Origin of the sequence: Zhongshania aliphaticivorans (assembly GCF_902705875.1) — a bacterium.
GTDB lineage: Bacteria > Pseudomonadota > Gammaproteobacteria > Pseudomonadales > Spongiibacteraceae > Spongiibacter > Spongiibacter aliphaticivorans_A.
In genome coordinates this window covers 1,158,928-1,171,275 of record NZ_CACSIK010000001.1, presented here as the reverse complement: position 1 = coordinate 1,171,275, position 12,348 = coordinate 1,158,928, and the positions used below count along the sequence as shown (strand labels likewise).

Annotated in this window: 12 protein-coding genes; all 12 read right to left on the bottom strand. The window is 46.0% G+C overall.

The features are described 5' to 3' along the window. Positions 1–2 precede the first annotated feature (2 nt). The 12 genes from fabZ to rpsB all read right to left on the bottom strand — a co-directional run bounded on the left by fabZ (position 3) and on the right by rpsB (position 12,136). The gene (gene fabZ, locus AELLOGFF_RS05320; protein WP_159267708.1) at positions 3–443 is read right to left on the bottom strand and encodes a 3-hydroxyacyl-ACP dehydratase FabZ; all 441 of its coding nucleotides are present in this window, start codon (positions 441–443) and stop codon (positions 3–5) included. Positions 444–446: 3 nt separating this feature from the next. Beyond that, positions 447–1,490, bottom strand: coding sequence for a UDP-3-O-(3-hydroxymyristoyl)glucosamine N-acyltransferase (gene lpxD, locus AELLOGFF_RS05315; protein ID WP_159267707.1), 1,044 nt, complete (start codon positions 1,488–1,490; stop codon positions 447–449). Then, positions 1,490–1,999 (bottom strand): OmpH family outer membrane protein, encoded by a 510-nt coding sequence (locus AELLOGFF_RS05310; RefSeq protein ID WP_159267706.1) that lies wholly within the window; start codon positions 1,997–1,999, stop codon positions 1,490–1,492. The genes lpxD and AELLOGFF_RS05310 overlap by 1 nt, the downstream gene beginning before the upstream one ends. Before the next feature lie 57 nt (positions 2,000–2,056). Next, positions 2,057–4,645 (bottom strand): outer membrane protein assembly factor BamA, encoded by a 2,589-nt coding sequence (bamA, locus tag AELLOGFF_RS05305; protein ID WP_159267705.1) that lies wholly within the window; start codon positions 4,643–4,645, stop codon positions 2,057–2,059. 91 nt (positions 4,646–4,736) lie between these two features. Next, positions 4,737–6,095 (bottom strand): sigma E protease regulator RseP, encoded by a 1,359-nt coding sequence (rseP, locus tag AELLOGFF_RS05300; RefSeq protein ID WP_159267704.1) that lies wholly within the window; start codon positions 6,093–6,095, stop codon positions 4,737–4,739. Between the two features lie 68 nt (positions 6,096–6,163). Then, the gene (gene ispC / locus AELLOGFF_RS05295) at positions 6,164–7,351 is read right to left on the bottom strand and encodes a 1-deoxy-D-xylulose-5-phosphate reductoisomerase (RefSeq protein ID WP_159267703.1); all 1,188 of its coding nucleotides are present in this window, start codon (positions 7,349–7,351) and stop codon (positions 6,164–6,166) included. Next, positions 7,351–8,199 carry a phosphatidate cytidylyltransferase gene (locus AELLOGFF_RS05290; protein ID WP_159267702.1) on the bottom strand — a complete coding sequence of 283 codons (849 nt, stop codon included), beginning with the start codon at positions 8,197–8,199 and terminating at the stop codon, positions 7,351–7,353. Before AELLOGFF_RS05290 ends, ispC begins: the two co-directional genes overlap by 1 nt. Positions 8,200–8,211: 12 nt before the next feature. After that, positions 8,212–8,970: a polyprenyl diphosphate synthase gene (gene uppS, locus AELLOGFF_RS05285; protein WP_159267701.1), complete on the bottom strand. Its 759-nt coding sequence runs from the start codon at positions 8,968–8,970 to the stop codon at positions 8,212–8,214. Between the two features lie 21 nt (positions 8,971–8,991). Further along, positions 8,992–9,549 (bottom strand): ribosome recycling factor, encoded by a 558-nt coding sequence (gene frr, locus AELLOGFF_RS05280; protein ID WP_159267700.1) that lies wholly within the window; start codon positions 9,547–9,549, stop codon positions 8,992–8,994. Further along, positions 9,539–10,300 (bottom strand): UMP kinase, encoded by a 762-nt coding sequence (pyrH, locus tag AELLOGFF_RS05275; protein ID WP_159267699.1) that lies wholly within the window; start codon positions 10,298–10,300, stop codon positions 9,539–9,541. The genes frr and pyrH overlap by 11 nt, the downstream gene beginning before the upstream one ends. A 92-nt stretch (positions 10,301–10,392) precedes the next feature. Continuing rightward, positions 10,393–11,256 carry a translation elongation factor Ts gene (tsf, locus tag AELLOGFF_RS05270; protein ID WP_159267698.1) on the bottom strand — a complete coding sequence of 288 codons (864 nt, stop codon included), beginning with the start codon at positions 11,254–11,256 and terminating at the stop codon, positions 10,393–10,395. Positions 11,257–11,386: 130 nt separating this feature from the next. Then, on the bottom strand, positions 11,387–12,136 hold the full coding sequence (gene rpsB, locus AELLOGFF_RS05265; RefSeq protein ID WP_159267697.1) for a 30S ribosomal protein S2: 750 nt from the start codon (positions 12,134–12,136) through the stop codon (positions 11,387–11,389). Positions 12,137–12,348 lie beyond the last annotated feature (212 nt).

Sequence of the window (12,348 nt, the reverse complement as noted above, 5' to 3'; positions counted from 1 at the left end):
TATTAACGTGGCCGATCGATGCACAAAATTGTTGCTGAACAAGCTAATTTATCATCGACAAGTGCCTGACAATCAAACTTCCACAGCCCCTTTTTATCTGACACATACTGCGCCTTCAAAATCAGCTGATCTCCAGGAACTACCGGCCGCTTAAATCGTGCTTTATCCACACCAGCGAACATATAGATAGAGCCCTCTGAAGGTTTCTTGTCCAAAGTTTTAAAACCCAAAATACCCGCAGCCTGTGCCATTGCCTCAATAATCAAAACACCGGGCATAATGGGTAAATCAGGAAAATGACCATTAAAGTGATCTTCATTTCCTGTTACATTTTTAAGCGCGACAATAGACTCGCCAAGGTTCAACTCTAAGACGCGATCAACCAATAAAAACGGGAAGCGTTGCGGCAGGTATTCCTTAATTTCATTTAAATCCATTAACATGTCTCAGCCTTCACTTTCATCATTTAACTTCAATTGTTTTTCTAACAATGCAACACGCCGATATAGCTCATCGAGCTTTCTAAAGCGCGCAGCGTTTTTTCGCCACTCAGTAGACGCTGACACACCAATCGTTCCTGAATATGAACCTACTTGTAGAATGGACTTACTGACCAAACATCGTGCGGTAATATGAACATTATCCGCGATTGTGATATGCCCGACTACCCCAACATTACCTGCCAAAGTACAGTTTTTACCAATAACTGCACTGCCTGCTATTTGGCAGCCTGCAGCCATAGCTGTTCCGTCGCCCACAATAACATTATGACCAATCATAATTTGATCATCCAGAATGACATTATTGCCAATCACTGTATCTTCGAGCGCACCTCGGTCGACACAAGAGTTAGCGCCAATCTCAACCTGAGAACCAATTTGCACACCACCAAGCTGGTGAATTTTTTCCCATCGGCTCGGCCCAGGAGCAAAACCAAAGCCATCAGCACCCAATACCACACCAGAATGAATTATGCACTCATCACCGACACTGATATTATGATAGAGCGTAACATTGGCATGGATATAACAGTTTTTACCGATTCGACTATTGCGACCAACAACAACACCCGGCGCAATGACACTGCCCTCGCCAATGGTCACATCTTCTTCAATAACACAATTTGCCCCTATCGATACTGAATCATGGATATATTCAGAAACGACTACAGCGGTAGGGTGCACCCCAGCCCGCGGTTTCAAGGTAGAATCAAATATTGCGCTTGTGCGCGCATACATTAAATACGGATTTTCAGATAACAAACAATTGCCCGTAAAGCCCACCGCAAGATCAGGGTGGAGGATAACGGCACCAGCTAATGTGTTATCAAGAAAGGGCTTATACTTAATGTTCGACAAAAAACTCAAATGCTCTGGGCCAGCCAAACCCAGCGATGCTATTCCCCTGAGCTGCGTATCCGGCTGCCCTCTATATTCGATCCCTAGAGCAGCCGCAATTTCAACCAGGCTATACGTTTTTCGCCCAGACATTACTTAGCTTGATTTAGCTTGTCTGCAACTTTGGCAGTAATATCAAAACTCGCATCAGCATGGAGAACCTGCTTGCGCGGTAGCAACAAACCAATATTTTCAGCTTTGATTAAGTCCGGCAAGAGTTTTTGAAGCTTTGGCCCCAGTTCTTGCAAAATAGACTGCGCTTCTTGCTGATTCGCCGCTTCAATTTTACGCGCAAGATGTTCACCATCATCACGAGCTGTGTCTATTTTATTCTTTGTCGCTTGACGCTGCTCTGCACTCAAAATATCAAAATCACGTTGGAACTGTTCAACTTGTTTATCGTAATTTTTCTTAAGTGCTTCCAACTCAGAGACGTTCTTTTTATATTCAGCTTGATTACGCATTGCGGTTAACCGCTTTTTAGCCACGTCAGTATTAAGAACGGCAGCCTCAATATCAAACACCGCAATCCGACCTTCCGCTGATGCACCACAAACCCAAAACACCATGACTGCCGCGGCGATCAATTTGGAAAACTTCATATACAACTCCTACTGATTATTTATTGTGTTTCTACACTACGTTACTAAAATCACGCCTTAAAAAGTACGCCCCAAGGAAAACTGAAATATTTCAGTTTCATCAATTTTCTCAGCATTTAGAGCACGCCCCAAACTAAAGGTAAGCGGACCAAAGCCGGTAATCCACGTTGCACCAACACCAGCAGACATACGCAAACTAGAGAAATCTGGCGTTGAGCAATTTAGCTGACTTTCTCCACACTGGGTACTAAAAACGTTACCGACATCAAAAAAGAAACCACTGCGGACAGATCGTTGATCTTTGACAAAAGGCAGAGGGAATAACAATTCCATACTACCTTCAATCAGTACATTACCACCAAACGGATCAGGGTCATTGCTATAGGTATTCGCGCTATCAACAACCAATAAACCGGTTGAGGGGTCTAAAACGTAAGCGCCTTCTGCCGATAAAGCCAAAGCGTTGCCCGAAGAATCAATCGCCGTTGCCGCTTGGCTGATGCTATAAATATCAGCATACGTGCTTCGCGGACCGAGTGTATTACTCTTATACCCTCTGACAGAGCCGAAGCCACCAGCATAAAAATTTTGATAGAAGGGCAAATTTTCAAGCTCGCCGTAACCGTCACCGTAGCCTAACTGTGTTCTAAACCGAAGCGTAAAGCTATTAGAAACAGGAACATAGACCTGACCTTCATAACCTAATTTAAAGTATTCTAAATCAGAGCCTGGAACCGCCACTTCTAGTGAGACAGACTGGGATACCCCCCGAGTAGCGAGTAAGCCTCTGTTCAAAGTAGATTGGCGCCATGAAATTCCTGCAGTGAAGTTATTAAACTCTTCACCGTATTTATCCAAGAACCCTTCTTCGCCGGGGTCAGTCAAAGCACTCGCGGGTAAGTTATCAAGATCCTCTAGCACCTCAGCTACGTTATAAGTTCCCGTGCTTGAATCTAGCTGGCTAACAAAATAATTGTCGATAATATCTAGTAAGCGCGGACTGCTTTTAATTTCCTTGACCGCACTCACACCTGCATCAATTAATGTCCGGTTGAAACCGATATTAAAGCCCAAACGCTCTGTTTCGGAGATCGGATAACCAAATGTCACAGCCGCACCATAGCTATCAGTGGTATAGCTCGCGACGTTGATTTCTTCATAGTCGGTAGTACGGTAATACACATTAAAACCGCGACTAACACCATCTTCAGTAAAATAAGGATCAGAATAATTGAAACTGGCACTGCTAGCGAAATCACTGCGCGAAATACCAAATCCAACCTGCTTCCCCGTACCAAAAAAGTTATTTTGTTGAATGTTGGTGCTCAACAATAAACCACTGTCTTGGGAAAAGCCGATGCTCGCTCCCAAACTACCTGAGCTCTGTTCTTCAACGGTATAACGCAAATCAATTAAATCATCAGTACCCGGTACCTCTAAGGTATCGACTTTTGCTTCTTTAAAATAACCTAAACGCTCTAAACGAATACGTGATAATTCGATTTTATCCGCCGACGCTGGCGCACTTTCGATTTGGCGCATTTCACGACGCAATACTTCATCCGAGGTTCTTGCATTTCCTTCAAAATCGATACGACGAACATAGGTACGCTTACCTGGGTCTATAAAGAATTTCAAATCAACTGACTTATCTTCTTCATTGGTCTCAGGAATTCCGCGAACTTTGGCAAAGTTATAGCCTTCATTACCCAGGCGCTTAGTAATAAACTCTTCCGTGCTGGTTACCAAGGCCTGAGAGAAAACTTGTCCCTCACGCACTAACACAAATCGCTTTAGATCATTTTCTGGCAATACTAGATCACCTGAAAGTTCTGCGCTACTGACCGTGTATTTATCACCCTCTATCACATTTACAGTGATATAAACCGATTGTCGGTTAGGACTGATAGCCACTTGCACAGAGTCTGAATTAAACAACAAATAACCACGATCCAAGTAATAAGAATTCAATTTCTCAAGATCACCCTTCAGTTTTTCTCGAGAGTATTTATTACTACTACTAAAAAAGGAAAATAAACCACCGGTCTTTAATTCGAATAAATCTAATAGCGTTTCATCATCGTAAACGTTATTACCAACAATATTGATGTGCTCAATCGTGGCATTGCTACCTTCATCAATGTTGATACTAATAGACACTCGGTTGCGGGGCTCAGCCACTACATCGGTCTCGATACTCGCGTCATATCGACCTTGCGACACATACTGACGAACCAGCTCCATTTTCATACCATCAAGCGTAGAGCGCTTAAACACTTGGCCTTCGGCCAAACCGGAATTCTTTAAGCCATCCAGAAGTGCTTCAGTAGCCAGCGCTTTATTACCCTCAAGGTTAATTGTGCTAATTGCGGGGCGCTCAACCACTTTTACAACGAGAACATCGCCATCCATACCAATTTGGATGTCATCGAAATTTCCCGTGCCAAATAAAGCTCTAGACGCATTAGCTACTGTGCGACTACTAACCCTATCACCAATACTTATTGGTAAAGCGGAAAACACCGTTTCCGACGATATACGCTGTAAACCTTCTATGCGCACATCAGAAATCGGCAGTGAATTTTGGGCCGCAGCAAGCAAGCTCACTGACCACAGGAAAAAACCAAATGCAAAAAAGCGTATCATCAACAGCTAAAAACCAAGGCTTTGGGCTTACGCCATATTAAACTGACGCCGCCACTGTGTAAGATTAAAAGCATTGCATTATCAAAAAAGACTAAAGGCGCAACACATCGTTATATATAGCAAAAACCATTACAAATACTACTAATACTAAGCCCAGCTGATTAGCCCAGACTTGAACCTGCTCTGCCACAGGCTTACCTGTCAACCACTCTACAAGAGCGTAGACAATATGCCCGCCATCTAATACGGGAACCGGCAACAAATTTAAAACCGCAAGACTGATGCTCAACAATGCTAAAAAGGTTAACCAAGCAAAAAAGCCGTACTGTGCTGAGGAGCTCGCCACTTTAGCAATGGTTATCGGCCCACTCAAGTTTTTCGGCGACAACAATCCAATTAGCATCTTTTTTATTGATGATAAGGTAAAAGCACTCATCGTCCAGGTTTTGTCTACAGCAGCTATTGCGGCACCAACAAAGCCATAAGTCATCGTTCTCTGCATAGACTCAGGCCACGTTGGCATTTGCACACTAACTCCAACATATCCATACGCATGATTGCTGTCGTCTAGCTTTCGTTCAGGAGTAACTGTAAGAATTATACGCTGTTTATCACGCTCGATAACAATCGGTAGCGACTGTTCCGGCAACTCCCGCACTTGCTCAACCCACTCTTGCCAAGTCCGAACTGGCTCACCATTGGCTTCAACCACCAAATCACCGGCTTGCATACCCGCTCGCTCTGCGGGACTACCTGCTACCACTGTCTCAATACGCGGCACAACTTCTGGCACAAATAAGGTGACCCCTAATTCACGAACGGGGTTTGGCTCTTCAACATCGTGCATCCATTCCTTCAGAGCCACAACATTTTCAGTTACTAAATCAGAATCTAAGGAGCGCATTGAAATCCGAACTTCGCCGTCTTCCCCAATACGATCCAAAAGCTGAAGCTGCAATGCCTCCCATGTCGGGGTGGCTTCACCATCAACCGATAAAAACTCTTGCCCAGCTACAATGCCAGCCTGCTCAGCTAAAGAGTTCGGCTCAACTTTAGCAACCACGGGGGCGACACCACTAACGCCATTCAAAAACACAAGCCAATAAACAAAAATGGCTAGGAGAAAATTTGCCAAAGGACCAGCGGCAGCAATGGCAATACGTGATCGGGGCGAAGCACGATTAAAAGCTTGATCCAGCAAGTCGTCAGGAACGGGGCCTTCACGCTCATCGAGCATCTTTACATAACCACCAAGCGGAATTCCCGCTACCACATATTCGGTCCCGCTGCGGTCAGACCACGATAGAAGGGGCTTACCAAAGCCAACGGAGAAACGTAAAACCTTTACGCCACAACGTCGTGCCACCCAAAAATGGCCGAACTCATGCACCGCAACCAAAATAGCTAAGGTTAGCAGTGTCACAAAAATAGTTTGCAGTATATCTAGCAAGTTTTTCGCCCTATCGCGCACCACGACCTATAAAATAGGCCATATCCAAGTTTCTATTTATCAATTACTTAAGTAAATTTTTTAGCAATAATATCCATCGCACAAGCGCGAGATTGCTGATCCGCATTTTGGACATCGCGGAGTGAATGGGGTTCAACAATTTCTACCTGCCCCATTACCTCTTCAATCACCACCGGTATACTAACAAAACTTAAGTGACCATTGAGGAATGCATCAACAGCCACCTCATTAGCCGCATTTAAGACAGCCGGCGCCGTTCCAGCTCTTAATGCCGCCTCCCGCGCCAATCGTAAACACGGAAAGCGCACTTCGTCGGGAGCTTCAAAATCCAAGCGAGCTTGAGTAATAATATCTAATCCCGCAACACCGGACGCAATGCGCTCTGGCCAAGCCAATGCATGAGCGATGGGTGTACGCATATCTGGATTTCCAAGCTGCGCCAATACCGAGCCGTCAATATACTCAACCATCGAGTGAATAACACTCTGCGGATGAACAATAATATCAATATTCGCAGCATCTGTATGAAATAACCAACAGGCCTCAATTAACTCTAAGCCTTTGTTCATCATAGTCGCTGAATCAACTGAAATTTTCCGACCCATAGACCAATTAGGGTGGGCACAAGCTTGATCAGGTGTTACTTCGGCCAGTTCTGCTAACGGCGTGGCACGAAAGGGTCCGCCCGAGCCGGTTAACAAAATACGCTGCACACCTTTTGAGGCGAGACCAACCTTTTCAGCTGCTTGACCTGCCGCGGGCAAACACTGAAAAATAGCATTGTGCTCGCTATCAATTGGCAGCAAGGTTGCCCCATAACGCTGAACGGCCTCCATAAAGAGAGGGCCGGCCATGACTAGCGCTTCTTTATTTGCTAACAAAACCTTTTTCCCAGCCTCTACTGCTGCCATAGTTGGCATCAACCCTGCTGCACCAACTATTGCCGCCATCGTCACATCGGCTTGGCTAGCAACCCTGCAAAGTCCTTCCTCGCCACTAAGCACTTCAGTTGATAAGCCCGCCTCCGCAATCCGCTCAGAAAATTTAGACGCTAAACTCGTATCAGCGACAACGGCAAAGTGAGGTGAAAACATTTCAACCTGCTGGAATAACGCATCCAAACTGCGATTAGCGGTTAAGGCGTAAACGCTATAACGTTCAGGATGCCTCGCCAGTACATCGAGGGTACTAACGCCGATAGAGCCGGTAGAGCCCAGCACTGCAACAGACTGCATCACACCCATCCCGTTGCAATCAAGCCTAATGCAAACACTGGGGCGGCAGCGGTAATACTATCCACTCGATCCATAATGCCGCCGTGACCGGGCAACAACTGTCCGCTATCTTTTATTCCCCGATGACGCTTAACCATACTTTCCAGCAGATCCCCAAGCACTGAAGCTAATACGGTGATGGTAACTAAACAAAGCAAGGGCAGTAAGCCCGTCGGAATTGCTGCAGGTGCCAAGCGCGCTAATACAAACCACAGCAGAGCAGAGAGGGCTGTACTACATGCTACCCCACCCCAAAATCCCGCCCATGATTTTCCTGGGCTCACTGCCGGAGCAAGCTTAGCTTTACCAAATGCACGGCCAACAAAGTAGGCACCAATATCCGCCGAAGCAACAAGACCAACCACCGCCAGAATTAACCACACACCACCGTCTAAGCTACGCATGTAACAGAGGGCTAGCCAAGCGGGCACCAACACCATCAAGCCCATAAACGCCCTCATCCACTGAGAACCCCATAAGCTTGCACTCTGTGGATACGATTTAACCCAAAGTAGGGCAATCGCCCACCACACGCTGCCGGCTGAAACAATATTTTTGACTTCTTCTTTATTAACGTCACTAAACAAACTGGCCTGCCATGCCGCAGCCAACATTAAGGCGCCGCACACCACAACATACGAGAAACGTGACACGCGGGAAGATAAGCCACTAAGATCAGACCATTCCCAGGCTGCCAGCAACACAATCAGGGCAAATAACACGGACAACCCCATCAATGGCAAGAATGCCAAAGAAGCCAACAACGCGACAACGATCAACACTGCGGTGATGATCCGCTGCTTTAGCATAAACTCATTCCCCTACTCCGGAGCTTCTTCGTTATTATCACTATCTCTGCCACCAAATCGCCTATCTCTTTGTGCGTAAGCGGCAAGGGCTTTATCTAACTCTTGTGCGTCAAAATCAGGCCAAAAACAATCGGTGAAATATAGCTCGCTGTACGCCAGCTGCCATAACAAGAAATTGCTGATACGCTGCTCGCCTGCGGTACGTATACAAAGATCAGGCTTAGGTACGTCAGCAAGCGCGAGGTGTCTATCGAAGAGTTCAACACTGAATTCATCAGTAGCCAGCTCCCCCGCCTTAACTTTTTCAGCTAGTGCTTTAGCAGCGCTCACAATATCCCACTGGCCACCATAATCGACTGCAATCACCAACTGCGTTTCACGATTAAAGCGGGTTAACTGCTCGCTGTAATCCATTTGCTTGCGCAATGCAGCAGAGAACTGGTCACGCTCACCAATAAAGCGCATTCGCACACCGTCAGCGTGTAACTGCTTGGTTTCACTATCGAGATAACTTGAAAACAGCCGCATTAGGGCTTGAACTTCGAGGGTTGGACGCTGCCAATTCTCACTAGAAAACGCAAACAAGGTGACGATTTCGACACCTCGCTCACGCGTTTTCTTTAATAAGGGCCGGATCACTTCAACACCGGCTCGGTGTCCCGCAGACGATTTCAAGCCCTGCTGCTTAGCCCAACGATTGTTGCCATCCATGATAATGGCAACATGTCGTGGAACACTTATTGGCGCGGATTCCCGCGTTGATACTGCCATCGAAACAAGTCTGCTCGCCGCTTAGATTTCCATCAGGTCGGCTTCTTTAGCCACCAGTGCTTTATCAACTTCAGCAATAAACTGATCAGTTATTTTTTGCACATCATCCTGCGCGCGACGCTCTTCATCTTCGCTAATATCTTTCTCTTTGAGCAGCTCTTTAACATCTGACAACACGTCGCGGCGTGCATTGCGAATTGAAACCCGCGCACTCTCTGCCTCTTGACGAGCCTGCTTTATATAGCCTTTACGGGTCTCTTCAGTCAGCATGGGCATTGGTATACGAATAACACTACCAGCCGTACTTGGATTCAAACCGAGATCAGACTTCATAATCGCTTTTTCGACATCAGGGACAATATTTTTTTCCCATGGCGTAACCGTCAATGTTCTCGCATCTTCAACACCAATATTCGCCAACTGGGATAGCGGCGTATCAGTGCCGTAATACGATACTCTTAAGCCATCTAATAGGCTGGGGTGAGCACGCCCCGTGCGAATCTTATTAAAATTGGTGCCCAAGGCCTCGATAGTCTTAGCCATACGCTGTTTAGCGTCATCTTTTAACTCATTTATCATGACGTTTCTCCTCGCGGGTTGCAGAGGCACCGACTAGAGTTCCCTCTTCGCCACCTACCACAATATTCAATAGCGCGCCCTGTTGCTCCATGGCAAATACACGCAATGGCATTTTATGGTCACGACATAAACAGATCGCAGTCAAATCCATAACTTCGAGCTTTTTATCCAATACTTCATCATAGCTTAGATAGTCATATTTCACCGCATCTGGATCGCGCATCGGATCTGCGCTGTAAACGCCGTCTACTTTTGTTGCCTTCAATACCAAATCCGCATCAACCTCAATACCGCGTAAACACGCTGCAGAATCAGTTGTAAAAAATGGATTCCCCGTACCGGCAGCAAATATCACTACCTCACCGCGTGAAAGCGCGCGAATTGCCTTGCGGCGATCATAATGATCAACAACCCCACTCATGGGTATTGCAGACATGACAGATGATTTGATATTACTGCGCTCTAGAGCATCACGAAGCGCCAAGGCATTCATGACGGTTGCCAGCATACCCATGTGATCGCCAGTCACTCGATCTAAGCCAGCTGTTTGCAACGCGGCACCGCGAAATAAATTCCCGCCACCTACAACCAAACCAACCTGAACACCAATGCCAACCAATTGACCGACTTCAAGCGCCATTCGGTCTAACACCTTAGGGTCAATACCAAACCCCAGACCACCCATCAAAGCCTCACCACTTAACTTCAGTAGTATGCGCTTGTATTTCTTATCCCGACTTTGGCTAGACATTCTCTTACCTCACCACATTACACGATATTATAAAGACATCTGCATATCGCCTAAAGTAAAGCGGGGCCCGAAGGCCCCGCAAACTTAGTGGCTTAGCCTTTCAGCTGAGCAGCCACCTCGGCGGCAAAGTCCACTTCTTCTTTCTCAATACCTTCACCTACCTCAAAACGAACAAACGTTTGGATATCGGCGTTATTATTTTTCAGCAATTTCCCTACAGTTAACTCAGGCTCTTTAACAAAAGCTTGGTCAACTAGCGAATTTTCAGACAGGAACTTGCGAATACGGCCTTCAATCATCTTTTCAATAATTTCTGCCGGCTTACCACTTTCTGCCGCTTGCGCAGTGAAGATCTCACGTTCTTTCAGAATTTCTTCTTCTGGCATATCCGCAGACTTTGCAACACGAGGGTTAACCGCAGCAACATGCATTGCAACATCACGCGCTAATTCTGCGTCGCCACCTTTCAGTGCTACCAATACCGCAATGCGATTATTAGAGTGCACATAGCTGTCAACCACACCGTCTTCGGCGCTAACAACTAATGAACGACGAACAGAGATATTTTCGCCAATTTTCTGAACCAAGGCTTCACGCGCCGCTTCTAACTCACCATTCATCAGCTCAGCAACATCCGTAGCCTTGGTGGTAAAGGCCTTATCAACAACCTTAGCTACAAATGCGAGAAAACCTTCATCACGAGCAACGAAATCAGTTTCACTGTTAACTTCAACAGCAACACCATAACTACCATCTTCAGCAACTTTCGTGCTAACTACACCATCTGCCGCAGTACGACCCGCTTTTTTAGCTGCTTTCATACCGCTAGACTTGCGCATTTCTTCTATCGCCAAGTCGATATCGCCATTAGCATCATTAAGTGCTCTTTTACACTCCATCATGCCAAGTCCAGTACGGTCACGAAGCTCTTTAACCATTGATGCTGTTACAGCCATCCTAAAATCCTCTTAATTACCTTAAGTGTGTTAACTCAAGTCCAGATCAGATACAAAATCGTGCACCTGCTCGGTCAATATCCAAAAAAAGGGGGCCGTGCCCCCTTTCGCAGACTGCTTAGCGGCCAAATTACTCGGCAGCGCTTTCGCCTTCCGCTGCAACTTCAACTTCCACAAATTCGTCTTTGGCAACAACGTCATTTGCAGCAGCATTTATCGCCACGTCAGCAACAGCAGTCACATACAATTTAATTGCACGGATCGCATCATCATTACCAGGAATAACGAAATCTACGCCATCTGGGTTGCTGTTAGTATCTACAATACCAAATACTGGAATACCCAATTTGTTGGCTTCTTGAATAGCGATACGCTCGTGATCAACGTCAATAACAAACATCGCATCTGGCAAGCCAGACATATCTTTAATACCGCCAATAGAGCGCTCTAGCTTCTCCATATCACGGCGACGCATTAGCGCTTCTTTTTTGGTCAACTTGTCAAAAGTACCGTCTTGGCTCTGAGCTTCAAGCTCACGCAAACGACGCACAGATTGACGAATAGTTTTATAGTTAGTGAGCATACCGCCCAACCAACGATGACTAACAAATGGCATGCCGGCACGCGCTGCCTGCTCGCCAATAATTTTACTAGCTGCACGCTTAGTACCAACAAACAAGATTTTGTTCTTGTTTGCTGCCATTTTAGCAATAGCATCTAACGCACTGTTCATCGCAGGAACAGTGTGCTCCAAATTGATGATATGAATCTTGTTACGCGCACCAAAAATGAAAGGAGCCATTTTTGGGTTCCAGTAACGAGTCTGGTGACCAAAGTGAACGCCGGCTTGCAGCATTTCACGCATACTTACATGAGACATGATATTTCCTTAATAAACATCGGGTTACAAACTTGCAGAGATCCCATAACCCAACCCCAACCTTACGTTGAAGCACCCGGGATTACGTGCCGATTTCTGCGCGTCATTAGTCCAATAACAAATTGAGCCATTATTGGGGCGCGTATTTATACCACAGAGACCTACCCACATAAAGCATAAACCGCTTTTAACACTAAAATTCCGCTATGCCT

Excerpts from the sequence above, each read along its gene's own strand:
- fabZ (WP_159267708.1), bottom strand. The coding sequence starts at position 443 with ATGTTAATGGATTTAAATGAAATTAAGGAATACCTGCCGCAACGCTTC.
- lpxD (WP_159267707.1), bottom strand. The coding sequence starts at position 1,490 with ATGTCTGGGCGAAAAACGTATAGCCTGGTTGAAATTGCGGCTGCTCTA.
- AELLOGFF_RS05310 (WP_159267706.1), bottom strand. The coding sequence starts at position 1,999 with ATGAAGTTTTCCAAATTGATCGCCGCGGCAGTCATGGTGTTTTGGGTT.
- bamA (WP_159267705.1), bottom strand. The coding sequence starts at position 4,645 with ATGATACGCTTTTTTGCATTTGGTTTTTTCCTGTGGTCAGTGAGCTTG.
- ispC (WP_159267703.1), bottom strand. The coding sequence starts at position 7,351 with ATGCAGTCTGTTGCAGTGCTGGGCTCTACCGGCTCTATCGGCGTTAGT.
- AELLOGFF_RS05290 (WP_159267702.1), bottom strand. The coding sequence starts at position 8,199 with ATGCTAAAGCAGCGGATCATCACCGCAGTGTTGATCGTTGTCGCGTTG.
- uppS (WP_159267701.1), bottom strand. The coding sequence starts at position 8,970 with ATGGCAGTATCAACGCGGGAATCCGCGCCAATAAGTGTTCCACGACAT.
- frr (WP_159267700.1), bottom strand. The coding sequence starts at position 9,549 with ATGATAAATGAGTTAAAAGATGACGCTAAACAGCGTATGGCTAAGACT.
- pyrH (WP_159267699.1), bottom strand. The coding sequence starts at position 10,300 with ATGTCTAGCCAAAGTCGGGATAAGAAATACAAGCGCATACTACTGAAG.
- tsf (WP_159267698.1), bottom strand. The coding sequence starts at position 11,256 with ATGGCTGTAACAGCATCAATGGTTAAAGAGCTTCGTGACCGTACTGGA.
- rpsB (WP_159267697.1), bottom strand. The coding sequence starts at position 12,136 with ATGTCTCATGTAAGTATGCGTGAAATGCTGCAAGCCGGCGTTCACTTT.